Annotated in this window: 18 protein-coding genes; 7 read left to right on the top strand and 11 right to left on the bottom strand. The window is 64.1% G+C overall.

The window, feature by feature from the left end:
• Window positions 1-10: 10 nt before the first annotated feature.
• The 5 genes from LOY22_RS12855 to LOY22_RS12835 form a co-directional block, all read right to left on the bottom strand.
• Complete coding sequence (locus tag LOY22_RS12855) at window positions 11-1,369, bottom strand: lysine N(6)-hydroxylase/L-ornithine N(5)-oxygenase family protein (protein WP_258597690.1); 1,359 nt, start codon at window positions 1,367-1,369, stop codon at window positions 11-13.
• Between the two features lie 52 nt (window positions 1,370-1,421).
• A complete protein-coding gene (locus tag LOY22_RS12850; protein WP_093383074.1) occupies window positions 1,422-2,558 on the bottom strand; it encodes an FAD-binding oxidoreductase in 1,137 nt (378 codons plus the stop codon).
• Window positions 2,555-3,892 carry a KamA family radical SAM protein gene (locus tag LOY22_RS12845; protein ID WP_213601307.1) on the bottom strand — a complete coding sequence of 446 codons (1,338 nt, stop codon included), beginning with the start codon at window positions 3,890-3,892 and terminating at the stop codon, window positions 2,555-2,557. Before LOY22_RS12845 ends, LOY22_RS12850 begins: the two co-directional genes overlap by 4 nt.
• Before the next feature lie 238 nt (window positions 3,893-4,130).
• Window positions 4,131-5,018 (bottom strand): oxaloacetate decarboxylase, encoded by an 888-nt coding sequence (locus LOY22_RS12840; RefSeq protein WP_258597689.1) that lies wholly within the window; start codon window positions 5,016-5,018, stop codon window positions 4,131-4,133.
• A gap of 9 nt (window positions 5,019-5,027) precedes the next feature.
• On the bottom strand, window positions 5,028-5,933 hold the full coding sequence (locus LOY22_RS12835) for an amidohydrolase (protein WP_213601309.1): 906 nt from the start codon (window positions 5,931-5,933) through the stop codon (window positions 5,028-5,030).
• A 124-nt stretch (window positions 5,934-6,057) separates the two neighbouring features.
• Here LOY22_RS12835 and LOY22_RS12830 point away from each other — a divergent pair, with 124 nt between their 5' ends.
• Window positions 6,058-6,942 carry a LysR family transcriptional regulator gene (locus tag LOY22_RS12830; protein ID WP_045198920.1) on the top strand — a complete coding sequence of 295 codons (885 nt, stop codon included), beginning with the start codon at window positions 6,058-6,060 and terminating at the stop codon, window positions 6,940-6,942.
• 34 nt (window positions 6,943-6,976) lie between these two features.
• Here the strand turns inward: LOY22_RS12830 and LOY22_RS12825 are convergent, their stop codons facing one another.
• Window positions 6,977-7,309: a hypothetical protein gene (locus tag LOY22_RS12825; RefSeq protein ID WP_045198918.1), complete on the bottom strand. Its 333-nt coding sequence runs from the start codon at window positions 7,307-7,309 to the stop codon at window positions 6,977-6,979.
• The gene (locus LOY22_RS12820; RefSeq protein ID WP_258597688.1) at window positions 7,310-8,680 is read right to left on the bottom strand and encodes a PLP-dependent aminotransferase family protein; all 1,371 of its coding nucleotides are present in this window, start codon (window positions 8,678-8,680) and stop codon (window positions 7,310-7,312) included.
• A 138-nt stretch (window positions 8,681-8,818) separates the two neighbouring features.
• Between LOY22_RS12820 and LOY22_RS12815 the strand changes: the two genes are divergently transcribed.
• From LOY22_RS12815 to LOY22_RS12790, 6 genes are all read left to right on the top strand, one after another.
• Window positions 8,819-10,105 carry a hydroxymethylglutaryl-CoA reductase, degradative gene (locus tag LOY22_RS12815; protein ID WP_258597687.1) on the top strand — a complete coding sequence of 429 codons (1,287 nt, stop codon included), beginning with the start codon at window positions 8,819-8,821 and terminating at the stop codon, window positions 10,103-10,105.
• On the top strand, window positions 10,105-11,016 hold the full coding sequence (locus tag LOY22_RS12810) for a hydroxymethylglutaryl-CoA lyase (RefSeq protein ID WP_258597686.1): 912 nt from the start codon (window positions 10,105-10,107) through the stop codon (window positions 11,014-11,016). The genes LOY22_RS12815 and LOY22_RS12810 overlap by 1 nt, the downstream gene beginning before the upstream one ends.
• A 58-nt stretch (window positions 11,017-11,074) precedes the next feature.
• Window positions 11,075-11,551, top strand: coding sequence for a hypothetical protein (locus tag LOY22_RS12805; protein WP_258597685.1), 477 nt, complete (start codon window positions 11,075-11,077; stop codon window positions 11,549-11,551).
• The gene (locus LOY22_RS12800; RefSeq protein WP_045198912.1) at window positions 11,548-12,936 is read left to right on the top strand and encodes a tripartite tricarboxylate transporter permease; all 1,389 of its coding nucleotides are present in this window, start codon (window positions 11,548-11,550) and stop codon (window positions 12,934-12,936) included. Before LOY22_RS12805 ends, LOY22_RS12800 begins: the two co-directional genes overlap by 4 nt.
• Before the next feature lie 84 nt (window positions 12,937-13,020).
• The gene (locus LOY22_RS12795) at window positions 13,021-14,274 is read left to right on the top strand and encodes an OprD family porin (RefSeq protein ID WP_258597684.1); all 1,254 of its coding nucleotides are present in this window, start codon (window positions 13,021-13,023) and stop codon (window positions 14,272-14,274) included.
• 100 nt (window positions 14,275-14,374) lie between these two features.
• Window positions 14,375-15,301 (top strand): class I SAM-dependent methyltransferase, encoded by a 927-nt coding sequence (locus tag LOY22_RS12790; protein ID WP_230090851.1) that lies wholly within the window; start codon window positions 14,375-14,377, stop codon window positions 15,299-15,301.
• Window positions 15,302-15,348: 47 nt separating this feature from the next.
• On the opposite strand, the gene LOY22_RS12785 is transcribed toward LOY22_RS12790, so the two are convergent.
• From LOY22_RS12785 to LOY22_RS12770, 4 genes are all read right to left on the bottom strand, one after another.
• Window positions 15,349-16,656: an MFS transporter gene (locus tag LOY22_RS12785; protein ID WP_093383098.1), complete on the bottom strand. Its 1,308-nt coding sequence runs from the start codon at window positions 16,654-16,656 to the stop codon at window positions 15,349-15,351.
• A gap of 90 nt (window positions 16,657-16,746) precedes the next feature.
• The gene (locus LOY22_RS12780) at window positions 16,747-17,964 is read right to left on the bottom strand and encodes a fumarylacetoacetate hydrolase family protein (protein WP_093383100.1); all 1,218 of its coding nucleotides are present in this window, start codon (window positions 17,962-17,964) and stop codon (window positions 16,747-16,749) included.
• A 20-nt stretch (window positions 17,965-17,984) separates the two neighbouring features.
• Window positions 17,985-19,043 carry an Ldh family oxidoreductase gene (locus LOY22_RS12775; RefSeq protein ID WP_195883982.1) on the bottom strand — a complete coding sequence of 353 codons (1,059 nt, stop codon included), beginning with the start codon at window positions 19,041-19,043 and terminating at the stop codon, window positions 17,985-17,987.
• A 16-nt stretch (window positions 19,044-19,059) separates the two neighbouring features.
• Window positions 19,060-20,640, bottom strand: coding sequence for an aldehyde dehydrogenase (NADP(+)) (locus LOY22_RS12770; protein WP_371128649.1), 1,581 nt, complete (start codon window positions 20,638-20,640; stop codon window positions 19,060-19,062).
• Window positions 20,641-20,648 lie beyond the last annotated feature (8 nt).

Raw genomic sequence — 20,648 nt, 5'->3', positions numbered from 1 at the left:
ATGTGGTCCTTCATTCAGTCAGTTGTTGGTCTTGCATCAGGAACGTCGGCGGCGCCGCTTCTGCGCCCCACTCGACCAGCCCCGGCGGCGTGCCGACGTCGTAGTGCGGCTTGCCGAGCAAGGCATTGGCGATCTTGGCGCTGCGCCAGGCGGCCAGGCTCAGGTTCGGGTCGGCGATGCCGCGCAGGTGACGCGCGGCGTTCTGGAAGAACAGCCGTGGGTGGTCGGCCCGCGACCATTTCACCGAATAGTCTGCGCTGAGCTCGGGCAGGCCATTTTTCGTTGCCATCTCGAAACGCAGCGGCTGCAGCGCTGCCGGCATCTGAAACTCGGAACCGGTCGCCAGCAGCACCAGGTCGGCACCCAGGTTGCGCGTGCCGGTGGCATTGCCGATACGCAGCGCCAGCCCGTCGTCGACCGTGCGCAGCGACTCCAGGGTGGACCCGGGCAGCAGCCGGCAGAATTGATTGCGCCCCTCGATGTAGGTCACCTCGTAAAGGCGCCGGTAGATGCTTTCGAGCAAGGCCTGGACCACCCCGTCACTGGCCATGTGCTGCTGGGCGAGTGCGCCTTGCCGTTGCTCGGCGGGCAAGCCGAAAAAGTGATCGCTGTAGCCGGGGACAAACCACTCATTGACAAAGGGCGAGTCGTCCATCGGCAAAAAGTTGCTGCGCCGGCTGATCCACACCAGCGACGCCGGTGCGCTCGCTTCTGGCAGGTTGAGCATCATCTGCATCAGTTCCGCCCCGCTCTGGCCGCCACCGATGACCACCACGCGCTTGCCGCTGACCTGCGGGGCCTTGACCACGAACTGTGAGGAATGCATCACCGCCGGCCCCAGGCAGGCTTGCGCACACTTGGGAATGAACGGCCGCTGGCCGGCACCGACCACCAGGTTGGCGGTCCTCGCCGTGCCCTTGGCGTGGTTGATCACCCACTCGTTGCCATCCCTGGACACCCGCAGCACCTCACTGTCGAACGTCAGGTTGTGCAGCGACCGGCAGACCCAGACCATGTACTGCTCGAACTCCTTGCGGCGCACCGTGGGAAAGCGCGCGTTGAGGAACGAGTAGAACCGCTCGGTCTTCTTCAGGAACGCGATGAACGAATACGGGCTGCAAGGATCAGCCGGGGTTACCAGGTCCTTGAGAAAGCTGGTGGTCAGCGAAGAGTTCACATGCATCATGCCCTCGTGCCAGCGAAAGTCGGCACGGCGCTCGAAGAACATGCTCTTGAAGCCTTTACAAGGCTCCAGCAACGCCGCCAGGCTCAGGTTGGCCGGGCCGATGCCCAGGCCGATGACGTCGAAGCGCTCGCCGTGACGCGACACGCCCTTGGCGCCTACCGACGGGATTTCATAGGTATTCATGGATAACACACTCCCTGCATGCTTCAGGAAACCGCAGCGCGCCCGGGCGGGCTCAGCGCTGGTGTGATTGCATCGGTTGCGAGCCCGTGGTGACACCGGCCTCGGTCGCCATCCTTGCCAACTGCCGCCCGCACTGCACGGCCGTGGCAATGCCACTGCCGCAGTACCCACCGCCCCAGGCCACCGGGCCGCTGGCCCCCAGGCGCGGCAGGCCGTTGTCGGTAAAGCCGAGGCTGCCCGACCACACCCTGGCCACCGGGATTGCCGCCAGTGACGGAAAATAGCCCGCCAGCCGCGCTTGCAAGGCGGCGACCACGGCCTGCGGGCTGGCATCCAGCGGTACCAGGCCCAGGCGACTGCCGAACAACAAGCGGCCGTGGTGCACGCGAAAGTAATCCTTGTCGGCGGTGGCGGTGCCATAGACGCGGGCACGCCGGGATATCAGCTGCAAATCCCGCGCGCCGAGCACCTGGCTTTCGCACAGGTGGGTCTGGAACATCGTCAGCGGTTGCAACGCAGCCTCTGTGCAGAGGCCCCAGGCTTCCTCGCTGGCGATCAGTACCCGCGCCGCGTTGACCCGCGCCGCAGGCAACTGCAGGTTGACCGAGTCTGCCTGCGGATCGAGCGCAAGCACCGGGCTTGAGTAGTCGATGCGCACGCCAAGGGCCTGGGCGTGATTGCGCATGGCAAGCAGCAGCCCGGCGGGATCAATCAAGGCAAAGTGCTCATTGAGCAGCCCCGCCACCACCCCTTGCGCAGCGGTTTGTGCACTGACCTGACGGGCGTCCAGCCAATGCACACCGCCGCCAAACAGCGTGCTCGCCTCGGCATGACGCTGCTTGAGCGTGCGCGCCGCATCATCATCCATTGCCAGGGTAATGTGCCCGGGCTGACGCCACTGGCAGTCGTATTCGAAGGTGTCGATCTGGCGCTTGAGTTCGCTGATCGGCTCCAGCACCGCGCGCAGGCGCTGCTGCGCATCGGCGCCTTGGGAGCCTTGCGCGTCGCGATTGGGCAAGGCCGGGGGCATGGCCGCCACCGAGCCGAAATTGAAGGCGCTGGCATTGCCCGCCCATTCGCCGCGTTCGAAGACGCGTACGCCAAAACCCCGGCCAGCCAGCTCGATTGCCGCACTCAAGCCACAGTAGCCGGCGCCGATGATGGCCATTTCGCAGGCCAGCGCCTTCATGCCTCACCCCGTACGAGCGCTTGCGTAGCTTGTTGTGCTCCTTGCTCGACGAACCGGCGGTATTGGGCCTCGAAGAAAAACTCCGACTGCCCCTGCGGCGGTTGCAGTTGATCGAGCCAGCAGGCGGTCTCGCTGTACCTGGCCAGGAACGGCTTGCCCAGCCAGCGGGTATCGCGCGCCTGAATGAACTTCAGCAGGAAATAGCGTTGCCCTTGCAGGTCGAGGGTTCCGCTGACCTCGACCTTGCCCGGCCCGGCGCTCATCGAGGGGCCCCGCGCGGTTTTCGCCAGGCCCGAGACGGATTCGATGGCCTCGTTGTAAATCGACAGGGCCCGCGCCAGGGGCACCTGGAAGTAGTCCTGCGGGCCGGTATCGCGCTCCACGAACATATAGTAGGGCACGATGCCCAGGCGCACTTGCTGCTCCCAGTTGCGTTTCCAGGTGCTGGCACTGTCGTTGATGTGCCTGAGTACCGGCCCCTGGGCACGGATCACGATGCCCAGTTGCTGCAGGGCAGACACTGCTTCCTCGGCGACTGGCGTGGTCAGTTCCCGCCAATGGTTCAAATGGGCCATGAGCGCGACGTTCTTGCCGCTGTCCACCAGGCGGCGCAACAGCGCCATCAGCTGCGGCGTATCGGTGTCGCTGACGAAACGGTACGGCCAGTAGCTCAGTGCCTTGGTGCCGATCCTGATGGTGGTGACATGGCTCAGCGCCGGTTGCAGAAACGGTTCCAGGTAGCGCGTCAGGTGCGCGGCCGTCATCACCATGGGGTCGCCGCCGGTGAACAGCACGTCGGTCACCTCAGGGTGGCGCGCCAGGTAGCGGTGCAACTGTTCGCCATCGTTTGAAGCAAACTTCAGCGACTTGTCGCCAATGAACTGCGGCCAGCGAAAACAGAAAGTGCAGTAACTGTGACAGGTCTGACCGTGGCTGGGAAAGAACAGCACCGTTTGCGCGTACTTGTGCTGCACCCCTTGCAGCAGTTGCCCATCCAGGGAAGGCGCGTTCAACTGCTGGTGCGCCGGGTGCGGGTTCATGCCGTCGCGCACGCGCTGGATGAGCGCGTTAAGTTGCTGTTCACCGACCTCGTTGCGTACGCAATACGCCAGTTGTTCGAGGTCTTCGGCGTCAAGCATTTGCGCCTGGGGAAAGGTCAGGCGAAAGATCGGATCGTTTGGCACATCCGTCCAGTCGATGAGTTTGTTGACCACGTAATCGTTGACTTTGAACGGCAGTACACGTGCCACCAGGCTGATGGATTCCATCAGGTGGGGCGCATGCCTGACCAGTTGCGGGATCTGCCCGAGGCGCTGGTGGCTGAATACACGCATGGGCGGCGACGCCAACTGCGTTCGACGTGCACTAGTGCTCACGTTACAGGTGTTACTTGCTGAAACTTTCGTAATCAGGTTATCCATAACCACTTCCGACCTCAGATTATTAAATATTGTATTGAGTCAGTTTTCAGACGAAGGAAACCGCCACCGAAACTTCAGGGTCTCGGTGTTTCACACGTTGTTATTCAGATGCACGCAAGGACGTTGATACGCGGCAGGCGCCGCAGTTCAATTACCTGTCGGGCGCGGCGTAGTGACGCTCAAGTTGATCAAACATCGTCTTGTTCACCAGGCGCTGGCGCTCGGCGAACGGCACCACCAGCGACGGATCTTCGTCCAGGCGGCCGTCGCGCAGCAGCGTAGCCAAGGCGCGTTGCATGCCCAGTGAGGCGCTCTGCAGGCCGGCATTGGCGTAGAGCACGATGCCGTAGCCGAGCGCTGCCAGCTCATCGCGGCTCAAGGTCGGGGTCTTGCCACCGATGACGATGTTGATCAGGTTCGGCGTGCTGAACAGCGCCGGCAGGCGCCTGATGTCCTCGAGGCTTTCGGTGGCCTCGATGAACAGGATATCGGCACCCGCCTGCACATAACGGTGGGCGCGCTCGATGGCCGCCTCCATGCCTTCTACCGCGCAGGCATCGGTGCGGGCGATGATCAGCAGGTTCGGGTCCTGGCGGGCATCGACCGCCGCCTTGAGCTTGCCGACCATCTCGGCGCAACTGATCACTTCCTTGCCATTGAAATGCCCGCACTTCTTCGGCAGCACCTGGTCCTCGAACTGGATGGCATCTGCCCCGCTGCGCTCCAGCACCCGTACCGAGTGGCGCACGTTCAGGGCATTGCCGAAGCCGGTGTCGGCATCGACGATCAGCGGCAAGTCGGTGGTATCGCGAACCCGGGCGGCATGGGCAGCCATCTCGTCCAGCCCGACGAAACCAAGGTCCGGCAGGCCGAGCGCCATGTTGGTCACCCCTGCGCCGCTCAGGTACAAGGCCTGAAAACCGATATCGGCAGCGATCCGTGCGCTCAGGGCATTGAATACACCGGCGACCAGCAGCCCCTGGCGGGCTTCGACCTGGCGACGAAAAGCGGCTCTGCGCTGCAAGCTTGAAAGGCTCATGGAAACTCCTTATGGATTGAACTTGAACAGTTTCTTCGGGGTTTGGCACACCACGTCGTGGCGCTCGAGCGGGTCAGGCACCCAGTCGGCCAGCGCCGACTTCGCCGCGGCGTAATCGACCCATTGGCGGTGCTGGGTATGAGGCCAGTCACTGCCCCAGAGCAGCCGCTCACTGGTAAAGGCCTGCATCAAAAGCCGCGTGGCCCGTCGCCCAAAGGCCCGGCCGCCGGGGTCGGCAGCCGGCTGCGCACAGCGATAGGCAGCCGACAACTTGACCCACAGCCGGGCGCTGTCGCCCTGGCGCAGCAAATACTCAAAGCCCGGGTCGGCCTCGGCCTGGCGTGGGTCCGGGCGGCCAAAGTGGTCGACCACTACCTTGCAGCCGCTGGCCAGCAGTACGCTGAGCAGGCCCGGCAGGTCCTGGGCCTGGCACTGCACCTCGACGTGCCAGTCCAGGGCCTTGATGCGTGCCAGAAAACCTTGCCACAGCAGGCTGCGCAGCGCCGGCAGGGGGACACCGATCAGGTTCAGCCGGACGCCGACCACACCCTGCAGCGCCAGCGCTTGCAACTGTGGCTCGTCGATATCCGGCGCGACCACCACCACACCACGAAAGCGCGACGGATAGCGTTCGAGCGCGGCCAGCAGAAAGGTATTGTCGGTGCCAAGAAAACTCGGCTGTACCAGCACGCCATGGGAAATCCGGTTGGCGGCCAGGTGGCGGGCGTAATCATCCACGCAGGCGTTGTAGTCCGGCGTGTGTCGCCGCTCTGGAGCCAGGCGCAAGCCCTGGACGAAAACGTGAGCGTGGCTGTCTATCGCGCTGATCACCGCTGCGCCTTGTGCGCACCAACGATCGGCAAACCCTTCGGCGGTGTGTGCCTGGCTGATCGTCCTTTCGCCATCCTGGGTCATTGCGCTTCCTTGTTATTGCCTGCCGGTCTGCAAGGCTTTATTGGATCCGATCCTTGGTGCCATCCTATGAAAATCTTGGATTGATATCTATTATGTCAACGATCAATATTCATACCGTGGGCTTATGGAAAACCGTCACCTGCGTTACTTCCTGGCAATCGCCGACACCGGCAGCATCACCCGCGCCGCAGAACACCTGGGGATTGCCCAGCCGGCGTTGAGCCAGGCCCTGGTGCGGATGGAAAACGAGCTGGGGGTCAAGCTGTTCGAGCGCTCGCGGCGCGGCGCCGTGCTGACCCCTGCGGCTACCGCGATCATCGATGACATCCGCGTCAGCCTGGCCAGGATTGACGCCGCCACCCAGCGTGCCCGCGCCATCGGCGCCAAGCGGGCCGGCCGGCTGATCATCGGCTTCGTCTCCACGGCATTGTTCGGCGCCCTGCCCCGGGCACTGGACCGCATGCAGGCAAACTACCCGGGTGTAGAAGTGGTGCTGCGCGAGATGAGCAACGCCGAGCAGGGCCTGGCCCTGCAACGGGGCGAAATCGATATCGGCCTGCTGCACACGCCGGTGTCGATCCAGGGCAACATGCGCGAGAAGCTCATCAGCCAGGACCCGCTGATTGCCGTGCTACCCAGTGGCTACGCGCTGGGCGAAGACGGCAAGGTGGGCATGGAGCAACTGGCCGCCACCGGGCTGGTATGGTTTCCCGAACAGCAGTTGCCGTTGATTCGCAATGCCATTGTCGGCACGTTTCGCCGCCTCGGGCACCCGATCGAGATTATCCAGGAGGCCAACCGCACCCTGACGGTCGTCGCCTACGTTGCCGCCGGCCGGGGGGTTTCGCTGTTGCCGGCAACGGTGCAGGCCCTGCAATTCGAAGGCATGAAGTACAGCGAGATCCGCGATGGCGCCGACTTGCCGCACTTCGAGCTCAGTGCCATCTGGCCTGCCCAGTCCAAGCCGACCATGGCCGACCGCTTCGCCGAGCTGTTGTTTGCCCGCTAAGCGCTGGCAGGTGAAACCAGGTTCCCCCCCCCCTTCACTGCGCTTTACGAATCGTGGCCAGGGCTTTTTCCAGCAGTTTCATATCCGGCGGATTCTTTTGCCCGCCTTTGGAGCCCAGCCAGCGCTGTACCGGATTGTTGCGGCCATGGGTAAGTAGCTTGCCCTCCCCGCTTATCTCGCTGGCCATGAGCGCGCGTTTGAACAGCTTGCCTTGCGCATCGGTTACCCGACAGGTCAGAAGCTGATGCTTTTCGAGAAAAACCAGCAACGCTGTCAGGCCGGCTTCGACACCCGCCCTGAGTTCAGGCTCATGGCTGTAAGCCTCAAGAATCTGATCGATATCCCATACTGCGTAGTCTTCGCTCATTCAGTCCCTCACCATCGCCTTGAGCAGCGCATCATTCAAATACGCCACGTTTAACCGCGTCCACGGATTCACCCGGGCCTGCTCGGGCGAAAAGATATGCCCGGGGGCAATCATGAAGCCCTTGGGCAATAGCTGGCGGGTCAGCTCTTTGGCATCCTCGATCCCAGGAAACCGCGCCCACAGGTACAGGCTCTGCTCTGGCCGCACGAACACCTCGGCACCGATCTCGTCGAGCATCTGCAGGCCCGCCGTGGTCGCCGCTTTCAGGCGCTCCTGCAGGCGGATCAGGTGGCGCAGAAAATGCCCTTCGGTGAGGATCACGTCAACGGTGCGCTCGCACAGCTCCGAGCTGCTGGTGTGCAGGAGCATCTTCAGGTCGCCCAGCTCGTCGATAACCTCCTTGCTGCCGGCAATGAAGCCGACCCGCAGCGCCGCCGACACCGACTTGGAGAAACTGCCGACGTACAGCGAGCGCTGCAACTGGTCGAGCGCCGAGACCTTGATCGCCGAGGCCGGTTTGAAATCGGCCAGGGCGTCGTCGTCCACCAGGATGAACTGATGTTCTGCGGCCAGTTGCACCAACCGATGGGCCTTGCTTGGGGAAATGTCCGAGCCGGTCGGGTTGTGGCCCACCGACTGAATGAAAAACAGCTTGGGCCTGTGCTCGCGCAGGTGCTGCTCCAGCACCTCGATGTCCGGGCCATCCGCTAAACGCGGCACCGCGAGCATCCGCGCACCTTGCAGTTGCAGCTTGCCAAATAGCGGGTAATAGCCCGGGTCTTCGACCAGCACGCTGTCGCCCGGGGCGACGAAGCGGCGGATGATCAGGTCCAGGGCATGGTTGGCGCCATGGGTGGTGACGATTTGCCGGGGGCTGGCGCTGATTGCATAACTGGCGAGCTTCTGCACCAGGTGCTGGCGCAGGCTGGCGTTGCCCAGGCGGTTGCCATAGCGGAACAGCGTGGTCACCCCGGTGCGCATGATCTGCCGGGTGAACTTGTCCAGGCGCATGTCCATTAGCCACTCGACCGGCGGGAAGCCCTCGCCCAGCGGTGAGTGGCCGGGCTCGCGGACGAACTGCTGGCGCATCAGCCAGATGGTGTCCATCGCCCGCTCGTAGGGCATCGGTTCTTCGGCTTCGTGGCCGTTGGGTGCGCCTTGCTTGACGAAAAAGCCCTGCCCGTGGCGAGCCTCGACCAGCCCTTGGGCGGCCAGCGCTTCATAGGCATTGATCACCGTGTTTTTCGAATGGCCGAACAGGCGCATGCACTCGCGCAGCGACGGCAGGCGTTCGCCGACCCGGTAGGTGCCATTGCCGATCTGCCCGGCCAGGGATGCCGCCAGTTGTTCTGCGAGTGTCAGCCGCGCCATCGTCAGGTGTCCTGAATGCCTTTTATCCACTGAGGGTACAGCTTGGGTACTGTCTGTCCAAACTGTACCTTCTTTAGCACAACAGTTCGGACTAGGGTGGCGCCATCTCACAACAATAACTGCAAGAGAGCCCTCCCCATGAGCATCGACTCCCGCCTGCCCATGTTCCGCGCCATGTCGCCTGCCGAACGCTTGAGCCACTTGCAAGCAGTGCTCGAACTGCCCGAGCAGGACCTCGCCCTGCTTCGCGACGCCGGCGCCCTGGCGCTGGAAATCGCCGACGGCATGATCGAGAACGTCCTCGGCACCTTCGAACTGCCTTACGCCGTGGCCAGCAACTTCCAGATCAACAGCCGCGACGTCATCGTGCCGCTGGTGGTCGAAGAGCCTTCGGTGGTCGCCGCCGCCTCGTTCATGGCCAAGCTGGCCCGCGAGGCCGGTGGCTTCCAGACCTCCAGTTCGCTGCCGCTGATGCGTGCCCAGGTGCAGATCGTCGAGATCGACGACCCCTACAATGCCCGCCTGAGCCTGATGCGCCGCAAGGACGAGATCATCGAGCTGGCCAACCGCAAGGACCAGTTGCTCAACAGCCTCGGCGGTGGCTGCCGCGACATCGAAGTGCACACTTTCGCCCAGAGCCCGCGCGGGCCGATGCTGGTCGCCCACCTGATCGTCGACGTGCGCGACGCCATGGGCGCCAACACCGTCAACACCATGGCCGAGGCGGTGGCGCCGCTGCTGGAGGAAATCACCGGCGGCAAGGTGCGCCTGCGCATCCTTTCCAACCTCGCCGACCTGCGCCTGGCCAGGGCTCAGCTGCGCATCGCTCCCGAGCACCTGGGCACGGGCGCCTACAGCGGTGAAGAGGTCATCGAGGGCATCCTCGATGCCTACAATTTTGCCGTGGTCGATCCCTACCGGGCCGCCACCCACAACAAGGGCATCATGAACGGCATCGACCCGTTGATCGTCGCCACCGGCAACGACTGGCGCGCAGTGGAAGCCGGCGCCCATGCCTATGCCTGCCGCAACGGCCACTACGGCTCGCTGACCACCTGGGAAAAAGACCGCCAGGGCCATCTGGTCGGTACTCTGGAGATGCCGATGCCGGTCGGCCTGGTCGGCGGCGCCACCAAGACCCACCCGCTGGCGCAACTGTCGCTGCGCATCCTCGGGGTGAAAACTGCCCAGGAACTGGCCGAAATCGCCGTCGCCGTGGGCCTGGCGCAAAACCTCGGGGCGCTGCGGGCACTGTCGACAGAAGGCATTCAGCGCGGGCACATGGCCTTGCACGCACGCAACATTGCCCTGGCGGCCGGGGCCCGCGGCGATGAGCTCAACTGGCTGGTCAAGCAGATGGTCGAGGCCCGCGATGTGCGCGCCGACAAGGCGGCAGAACTGCTCAAGCACAAGCGGGCGCAGTAATGGACGCGGTACGGCTGGTCGAAGTCGGCGCCAGGGATGGCCTGCAAAATGAAAAGCTGACGCTGTCGCCGCAGATTCGCGTGCAATTGCTCCAGCGCCTGGCCGACGCCGGGTTGCAAACCCTGGAAGCCGGGGCGTTTGTCTCGCCGCGCTGGGTGCCGCAGATGGCCGGGTCCGATGAGGTGTTCAAGGCGTTGCCTGTGCGCCCGGGGGTAACCTGGACGGCGCTTGTGCCCAACCTCAAAGGGCTGCGGGCGGCAATCGCCGCGGGTTGCCAGGAGGTCGCGGTGTTCGCCGCCGCCTCCGAGGCATTCTCGCAAAAAAACCTCAACTGCTCGATCGAACAAAGCCTGCGCCAGTACCAGCAGGTCATGGTCCGCGCCCGTGACGCCGGCATCCGCGTGCGCGGCTACGTGTCGTGCGTCATGGGTTGCCCGTTTACCGGTGCAGTAAAGCCTGAAGCCGTGGCTGCGGTCAGCGCTGCATTGTTTGGCATGGGCTGCTATGAAATCAGCCTTGGCGACACCCTCGGCACCGGTACGCCGGCGGCGACCCGGGCGCTGCTCGCGGCCTGTCGCCAGGTGGTGCCGGTCAGCGCGCTGGCCGGGCATTTCCACGATACTTACGGTATGGCCATCGCCAATATCCATGCGGCGCTGGAAGCCGATGTACGGGTGTTCGACAGTTCGGTCGCAGGCCTGGGTGGCTGCCCGTATTCGCCCGGCGCCACTGGCAATGTCGCCAGCGAAGAGCTGGTGTACCTGCTCGACGGCCTGGGCGTGAACCATGGCGTCGATCTTGGCGCCCTGATCGATGCCGGTGAGTTCATCAGTGCCGAACTCGGCAGGCCGACCGGCTCCAGGGTCGCCCGTGCCCTGCTCGCCCAACGCCGCCTGTGTGCAATGCAATAAGCGTTATCTCTTCACCTTCATAACAATAAAAGCCCGCAAGGGCAGTGGGAGAATCCCGATGAAAGCCGAACTGTTCGAAGTCTGGGGCGACACCGTCGACGGTCGTCACCTGATCTGTTCCATCGCCATTGGCGCCAGCGTCAGCCTCGGCGCGTTTTTCACCGCCCAGCACCTGCTGAGCGGCTGGGTGGAGTCGCTGCAAATGGCCCGCGCCTACGCCATGCTGGTCGGTATTGTCGGCTGCCTGGCCGGCGGCGCCATCAGCGCAGCGCTGTTCAAGCCCAAGCGCATCGTTGTCGAGCACCTGGCAGACCCGGCATGGCGGGCGAAAATCCTTGTCGAGCTGCAAAACGAATTCGGCCCTCTCGGCAGTTTGAGCGACCTGCCTGCGGCGACGATTGCCGAACTGCGCGAGATGGATCTGTACGACCTGTTCGCCGACTACGAAAAAGGCCTGCGCTCACCCCCGGACAACCCTGACGTGACACCTGCCGTGGTGGTCCGCGCAGCCAGCGCCGCCGGAGGCCGCTCATGATTGCCCTGTTGATGGATCAGTTTCTGATCGCCCTGGGCATGGGGGTTCTTGGCGCGGTGATCTTTGCCGGTATCGGCCTGATCTCCGGCAGCGATGAAACCACCACCCTCGCGCCGCTGACGCTGTTGGTGGTACTGCTGGGTGTACCCGCCCCCGGCGTGCTGACCTTCTTTCTGGCCGGCGCCGTGGCCAAGCACATGACCCATGCGGTGCCGACCGCCTTGCTCGGCATCCCGGGCGACACCATGGCCACGCCGTTGATGCGCGAAGCGAACTTTTTGCGCAACCTCGGGGTTCCGCACATTGCCCTGCGCAAGATGATTTCCGGCGCGGTGATTGCCGCCCTGATCGCCGTGCCCATGGCGGTGTTGTTCGCGGTAATGCTGGCGCCGTTCGGCGACATGATCAAGCATGCCGCGCCGTGGGTATTCCTGTTGGCGGCGGTGGCCATCGCCTGGTTCTCCAAAGGCCGCCTGGCAGCGGTGCTGACCCTGATCCCGTTCGTCATGGTGATTATCGGCCTGCAGACCCTGACCGCGCAGCATGGGGTCAAGCTCAGCGTCAGCTACTTCCTCGGCATTGCCATCGGCCCGTTGATCGCCGCGCTGTTCTCTCTGCTGGCGCCGGCCGAGCGCGCCAGCATGCGTCGCCAGCAACCGCGCACCTTCTCGTTGTCGCCTGACGTAAAAAGCTGGGGCGGTTTCTTTCCCAACCCACTGCGCGTGCTCGACAGCAAGCAAAGCCTGTGGACGGCCGTTACTGCGGTGGTCTCCAGCGCCACCTTCGTGTTCAGCCCGGTGGCCATGACCGTGATTCTCGGCGAGGCGGTCGGTTCGCGGGTCAAGCACGTCTACCATCGCCTGACCACAGTGATCACTGCGCGCAACGGCGTCACCGAGTCCACCTACATCGCCGAAGCGCTGATTCCGCTGATCGCTTTCGGCCTGCCGCTGAGCCCGGTCGCCGCCGGCCCGGCTGCGCCGCTGTTCAATGCACCACCGCGCTTTAGCGTCGATGCCGCCAGCGGCCAGGTCAACAACCTGCACTCGCTGCTCAGCACCTGGGAGTTTCTCGGCTACGGCATGCTGGCGGTGATCGTCGCCATCCTGATCGCCTACCCCTTCACCATGAACTACGCGCACCGGGCAGCCTCCTACGTGTCGCGCAAAATCAGCCATGAGGCGGTGATCGCGACCTTTGTCGGCCTGATCCTGGTGATCGGCATCTGGGAAGGCGGCCTGCTCGGTTTGCTGGTGATCGTCACCATTGGCCTGCTGGGCGGATTTCTCTCGCGCTTTCTGGGCTTCAACATCGGCGTGCAGTTCATGGGCTACTACACCGCCGTGCTCACCGTGCCCGCACTGGTTGCCCTGATCGGCGCCTGACCCCCACTCCTCCTGTAACCGCCATTTTTCGCGGCCTTTGCGCTGCGAGGGCTTGCTGCGCTCACTAGAAAGGAAATAACAATAATGAAGATCCTTGCACGCACCAAAACCGCAAACCTTGCGTCACTGTTGATCTGCTCGACAGCCTCGCTTGGCGCCTCGGCAGCCGGCCTGGTCGACGACACCACGGCGTCGCTGAACCTGCGCAACTTCTACCACAACCGCAACTTCGTAAACCCGGCCTACCCCCAGGGCAAGGCCGAGGAATGGACGCAAAGCTTCATCTTCGACCTGCGTTCGGGCTTCACCCAGGGTACGCTAGGCTTTGGCGTCGACCTGCTGGGGCTGTACTCGGTCAAGCTCGATGGCGGTCGCGGCACGGCCGGTACGCAACTGCTGCCAGTGCACGATGACGGCCGCCCGGCCGACGACTTTGGCCGCCTGGGGGTTGCGCTCAAGGCCCGCTATTCGAAGACGGAACTGAAAGTCGGTGAATGGGTTTCGCTGTTGCCGATCTTGCGCTCGGACGATGGCCGCTCGCTGCCACAGACCTTTCGCGGCGCCCAGCTGACTTCACGGGAAATCGACAACCTGACCCTTTATACCGGCCAGTTTCGCGGCAACAGCCCGCGCAACGACGCCAGCATGGAGCGCATGTTCATGACCGGCCGGCCCGACGCCACCTCGGACCGTTTCAACTTTGCCGGCGGCGAGTACCTGTTCAACGACAAGGCCACCCAGGTGGGCCTGTGGTATGCCCAGCTCGAGGACATCTACCAACAGCAGTACCTGAACCTGATTCATAGCCAGGCTGTGGGCAGCTGGAAGCTGGGCGCCAACCTTGGCCTGTTTCTGGGCGATGAAGACGGCGCGGCCAAGGCAGGCCAGCTGGACAACAAAACCGCAACGCTGATGCTGTCTGCGAAAACCGGCGCACACACCTTCTCCCTCGGCCTGCAGCGGGTGTATGGCGAGACCGGCTGGATGCGGGTCAACGGCACCGCCGGCTACCCGCTGGCCAACGACACCTACAACTCAAGCTACGACAATGCCCGCGAACGTTCCTGGCAGTTGCGCCACGACTATGACTTCGTTGCCCTCGGCGTGCCGGGCCTGACCCTGATGAACCGCTACCTGTCGGGTGATCATGTGCACACCAGCGCCACCAGCAACGGCAAGGAATGGGGCCGCGAGACGGAGCTGGGCTACGTGTTCCAGAGCGGCCCGCTCAAGGACCTGTCGCTGCGCTGGCGCAATTCGACCCTGCGCCGGGACTTCAGCAACTACGACATCGATGAGAACCGCTTGATCGTCAATTACCCGATCAAGTTTCTTTAATCCCTGGCGCCCTCAACAATCTGCCGCCCCTGCCGATAACCACTGTGTCAGGCCGTATACTCGGCCTGACATCTATTTTCAGGGGCAGACAGGATTCGATATGAACGAGATGGGTATGGCGTTGGCCAACAAGTATTGCCAGGGTGCCGGTCTGGAGATTGGCGCTGCCAGCCATAACGCTTTTTACTTGCCAGACTGCCTCAATCTGGGCCCCTGTGACGGTGAGTCGTTTCTGTACCCGCTGGACTTGCAAGACTTCAACCTCTACAAGAACGAACAGGCCAACTACCAGGTCCCGCCTGCCCGGATCGACGCCCTGGGCGATTTCACCGACATACCGTTCGCCGATCAAACCTTCGACTACCTGATCAGCTCGCACGTCATCGAACACGTGCCCAACCTGTTTGCCGCCTATGTCGAGGCCGCGCGGGTGATCAAGGACGATGGCGTGTTCTTTTGCATCTTCCCGAAAAGAAACGCCGACCCCAATGACCGGGTACGCGCCCTGACCACCCTGGAGTCGATGATCGATGCGTTCGAAAAACGCGTCGACATGAGCGTGATGCCTGAATACAACTGGCGCGGGCACTACCATGTGTTCTCGCTACAGAGCATGCTGCGGGCGATCAACATGATCAACTCGGTAGGCCTGGGGCACTGGCTGATCGAAACCATCGAAGAGACCGATTCGAAAGTCGGCAATGGCCACACCGTGGTGTTGCGCAAGCAACCCGGGCTGTCGGCCTTGAGCGCCAGCGACGCCAGTCAGTTCAACCAGGAGTTCAACGCACGCTTTCAGGCCCAGGACCTGAACGGTGCGCTGCACCTGGTGAAGGTCGCGCTGTCGTACGATTTCTTCAACGCCCAGAACCTGTACCTGGCCTTCGCCCTCAATTGCCAGCTGGACAATGCCCGCGAGGGCGTGGAGTTCCTGCGTCAGGCACTGATCCTTACCCCTGAGAACGAAGAGTTTCGCAAGCTGTTCGTCCAGGTCACCGGTGGGCCGTTCATCAACCCGGTGCAGTAACAGTCGCAGGGCGGCGTGATCAATCATCGCCCCCTGCACCCTGCCCCTTATTGCGTCACGCCCACCACCCGCTCAGGCGCGGCTTGTGCGTTGCCAATCGGCGCCTTGAGCAACAGGAAATACGCCAGCGCCGAACACAGCGCGACGATCGCACTGATCATGAACGCGGTGTTGAACGAGCCCGAGTACTGGATGCTGAAGCCGGTGACAATCGGCGCGACGGAGCCTGCGATGTAGCCGCCAAAGTTCTGGATCGAGCCGAACGAGGCCACCCGGCGGCTGTCGACGATGGTGTTGACGATCATCCAGGCCGTGGCACTGGCCATGTTGATGCTGAACAGCGCCAGGCACAGCAGGACGATGCACGCGGTCAAGCCGCTGACATACGACAGCGGCAAGGTGAACAGCGCGGCCAGCACCAGGCCGGTGATCACGCTGAACTTGCGACTGGCCAGGATGCTCAGGCCGCGGCGCACCAGCAGGTCGCAGAAGCGCCCGGCGACGATGGTGCCGACAGCGCCGAAACCATAGGCCAGCGACACCACCCAGGCGGTTTTGTACAGGTTCAGGCCATGCTCGCGCTCAAAATAACCGGGCAGCCAGGTCAGGTGCAGCCAGAGCATGTAGATCACCCCCATGAAACCGAGGATCGCGCCCCAGGTACTGCGGTGCCTGAACAGGTCGAGCCAGCCGGCAAAGTACGAAGCCTTGGGCTCTGCCGTTGCCTGTGGCGCCTGGTACTCACCTGGCAACGGCTTGCCTTGCGCGGCTAGTTCGGCCAGGTACTGCGCCTTGCTCTTGAAGAAGCTCAGCCAGCACAGGGCCAGGACGATGCCAAGCACGCCGGTGATGATGAACATGCCGCGCCAGCCGAAGTTGACCATGAACAGCGTCAGCAACGGCGGCGCCAGGCACGGGCCCAGGCAGGTCGAGGACCAGACGATGCCGGTAGGCGTGCCGCGCTCGTTGGCATCGAACCACTCCGACAGCGCCTTGGCTGCCGAGGGGAACATCGGCGCCTCGCCAATCCCCAGCAGCACGCGCAAGCCCATGAAGCCGGCAAAACTGTTGACCATGCCGAACGCCGATTGCGCCACCGACCAGGCCAGCAACGAGGCGCCAAGGGCGATCTTGCTGCCCAGGCGGTCGATGATCAGGCCCATGGGCAACTGGGCGAAGGCATAGGCGATGGAAAACGCCGAGAGCAGGATGCCCATCTGCGACGGGCTGATCATCATGTCCTTCTGGATCGAGGTGTTGGCGATCGACAGCGCGCTACGGTCCAGGTAGTTGACGATGCCGATCAACAGCAGGAAGACAACGGTGATGCGTTGGTACTTCTTCAGTGCGTTCATCTGATGGCCTTTATTATTATTGTTGCAGCGGTTTTATCGCCGGGGCGATCCTTCAGGCGGTCACACACTCATCCCTGGAACGTCTTTCAATCAGCGCTGGCGGGCGCTCACAGCGGCATCGAGCAGGCCGCGCCGGGCAAGGCTGTCGATCAGCGCGCGCACGCCGAAATCCCACTGCGGCGCCAGGTCGCTGGTGGTCACCCGGTTGCACAGGCTGCCCAGCTGCCCGTTGCTGATGGTCACCACATCGCCGGGTTTGTGGGTAAAGCCGTTGCCCGGCTGGTCGCGGTCCTGTTTGGGCGCGAACAGGGTGCCGAGAAACAGCACCAGGCCGTCGGGGTACTGGTGGTTTTCGTTCAGGGTCTGCTGCACCAGGTCGAGCGGGTCGCGGCTGATCTGGCGCATCGAGCTGCGGCCCTGGAGCACAAAGCCGTCCAGGCCTTCGACCCGCAAGTCGACCTCGGCGCTGCGCACATCCTCAAGGCTGAAGGTCTCGTCGAACAGCCGCAGCAGCGGCCCCAGTGCGGTCGAGGCGTTGTTGTCCTTGGCCTTGGACAGCAGCAAGGCGCTGCGCCCTTCGAAGTCGCGCAGGTTGACGTCGTTGCCGAGGGTGGCGCCCTGCACCGTGCCGTTGCTCGACACCGCCAGCACCACTTCCGGCTCGGGGTTGTTCCAGCTCGACTTCGGGTGAATGCCGATATCGGCGCCATGGCCGACCGCCGACAACGGCTGGGCCTTGGTGAAGACCTCGGCGTCCGGGCCGATGCCCACTTCCAGGTACTGCGACCACAGCCCCTGCTCTACCAGGACCTTGCGCAAGGCTTCAGCCTGCGCCGAGCCCGGAACGATCTGCGACAGATCGGCGCCGATGCGGCTGGCTAGCGTCGCCCTGATCGCGTCGGCCTTGGCCGGGTCGCCCTTGGCCTGCTCCTCGACCACCCGCTCCAGCAGGCTGGCGGCGAAGGTCACGCCGGCGGCCTTGACCGCCTGCAGGTCGATCGGCGCCAGCAGCCAGGGCAAGGCCGGATCGCGATGATTCGGGTCGCTGTTGGCCAGCAGCGCCGGCAACTCGATCAGCGCCTCGCCCAACGGCAGCGAACGCAGGTAGGCCACCGGCTCAGCTACTTCGAGCAAGGCCGACACGGTCGCCACATGGGCGCTGATATCGTGCACGGCGCCGGCTTTGACCAGCACCACGGCCGGGCCCTGCTGCGCCAGCCAGACGCGGCCGATCCAGGTACCGGTGTTGAATAGCGCAGCGTCTTTGCTCAGGTGTAGCGGTGTTTGGGTGTTCACGTGCTCTGTCATGTCAGCGCTCTTGTTGTCGGTTAATGCGAAAGTGTCGGGCACTGCAGTTGCCCGGCGAGCTGGTTGAGGTTATCGATCAGCTGTGGCGACAGGCTCAAGCCTTCGCTCAAGGCCTGCTTGCGCCGTTTCAAGCCCGCTTGCCCAGGCAGGCGCACCGGCCGCTCGGGGTCGAGCGGGCGGCTGGCGAGCAGCAGCTGGCCGAGAAACGAGGTTTCAGCGGTGAAGGCGTCAAGCCCGCCAAAAAAGCGCGGATCGATCACCACGGCGGTTGCCGAGGCGCCCCACTGATCCGGCGCGTCCTTGCGCCCATAGCCCGCCAGCCCCGAGGTCAGTGCCTCGACCAGCAGCGCCAGGGCAAAGCCCTTGTGGCCGAAAGCCTGGCCGCCCAAGGGCAGGATGCTGCCGCTGGGGGTGGTGAAAAAATCTTCCGGGTTGTCGCTCAGACGCCCGTCGTTGCCCAGCAACACCGGGTGCGGCAGTCGCTGCCCGCTGTCGCGGCACTGGCCGACCAGGCCGAGGGTCACGGTCGACATGCTCACATCGAGCAGGATCGGCTCGCCACGGGTCGGAATGCCGGCGGCAATCGGGTTGGGCGTGTACACAGGTTCAATACCGCCGTGGGCGCAAACCAGCGCCACCGACGGGTCGCTGGAATACAGCATGGCCACCAGGCCACGCTCGGTGAACGGCTGCAGGTAGGCCGCCAGGCAACCGATGTGCGCCGCCCGGCGCACCACGGCAATGCCAATGCCTTGTGCCGTTGCGCCCTGGGCCGCGCAGTCGAGGGCGCGGCTGACGCAGTACGGGCCGAGCAGATAATGACCGTCGAACAGGCTGGAAATACCGCTGTGCGCAAGCTGTTCGAGCAGCCCTGCCCGGGCCTTGACCTGCCCTGCCTGGATGCCGCCAATATAGCGGCTGACCAGGTTCAGGCCATGGGTGCGATGGCCCAGCAGTTCGCCTTCAAGCAGTACCCGGGTGACCACCCGGGCGACTTCGGCATCGGCACCGGCGGCTTCAAACAATTGCTCGACGAAGGCTGTGAGGCTTTGCACATCAACGCGGCGGGCGTCGCTCATCGCTGTTGCTCCGTGATCAGTTCAGGGCCGCGTTGCTCGGCTTGCCATCGACCAGGCGCTGGATACCCAGCGGGTTGGCATCGCGCAGCGCTTCGGGGAGCAAGGCATCGGGCACGTTCTGGTAGCACACCGGGCGCAGAAAGCGATCGATCGCCAGGGTGCCGACCGAGGTGCCGCGGGCATCGGAGGTCGCTGGGTACGGGCCGCCATGGACCATCGCATCGCAGACCTCGACGCCGGTCGGGTAGCCATTGAGCAGCACCCGCCCGACCTTGACTTCGAGCACCTCGAACAGTTGGCCAAAGGCGGCCAGGTCGTCGCTGTCGGCCAGCAAGGTGGCGGTCAGCTGGCCATGCAGGGCGTTGACCGCGCGCAACAGCTGGGCCTGATCATTGACCTCGACCACCACCGTGCACGGGCCGAAGACTTCTTCCTGCAACAGCTCGTCCTGCTCCAGCAGCAGGCTGACATCGGCCTTGAACAGCTGCGGCTGCGCCTGCTTGCCGGATTGCGCCAGGCCGCTGAGTTTTTCTACCCCCGGGTGGGCCAGCAGCGCCTGGATACCCTTGCCGTAGCTTGCCAGGGTGCCGGCATTGAGCATGGTCTGCGGCGCCTGTTCGGCCATATGGCCGCGCAGCTGCTCGATAAAGGCACTGAAGGCCGGCGAGCGGATGCCCAGCACCAGGCCCGGGTTGGTGCAGAACTGGCCACAACCCTGCACCACCGAGGCGCTCATGTCCTTGGCCAGCTGCGCACTGCGACTGGCCAGGGCCTGGGGCAAAACCAGCACCGGGTTGATGCTCGACATCTCGGCGAATACCGGGATCGGCTGCGCCCGCGCGGCGGCCATGTCGCACAGGGCGCGGCCGCCCTTGAGCGAGCCGGTAAAGCCCACGGCCTGGATGCCCGGGTGCTTGACCAGCGCCTCGCCGACACCGCCACCAAAGATCATGTTGAACACACCCGCCGGCATGCCCGTGCGCTCGGCAGCGCGCAGCAGCGCCTCGGCAACCCGCTCGGCCGTGGCCATGTGGCCGCTGTGGGCCTTGAACACCACCGGGCAACCGGCAGCCAGGGCGGCGGCGGTATCACCGCCGGCGGTGGAGAACGCCAGGGGGAAGTTGCTGGCACCGAACACCGCCACCGGGCCGACACCAATACGGTACTGGCGCAGGTCCGGGCGCGGCAATGGCGTGCGCGCTGGCAAGGCGCGGTCGATGCGCGCGCCATAAAAATCGCCCCGGCGCAGCACCTGGGCAAACAGGCGCATCTGGCCGCTGGTACGTGCGCGCTCACCGACAATGCGCGCACTGGGCAGCGCGGTTTCCTGGCAGGTCACGGCGATAAAGTCCTCGCCCAGGCCGTCGAGCTCGTCGGCGATGGCCTCGAGAAACTGCGCCCGGCGCTCGGCCGAGAGTTTGCGATAGGCCGGGAACGCGGCGCTGGCCGCATCCACGGCATTGTCGACTTCGTCCAGGCTGGCCTGGTGAAAGGCGCCCGGCAGGCGCTCGCCGGTGTGGGCATCGACGCTGTAGACCAAGGTGTCGCCCAGGGCACTGCGCTGGCCGCCAATGAAGTTGTATCCGCTAAAGCTCATGTGCATGT

This window comes from Pseudomonas sp. B21-035 (assembly GCF_024748945.1).
Classification (GTDB): Bacteria; Pseudomonadota; Gammaproteobacteria; order Pseudomonadales; family Pseudomonadaceae; genus Aquipseudomonas.
The sequence above is the reverse complement of the archived record's forward strand: the minus strand, read 5'-3'. Positions and strand labels throughout refer to the sequence as shown.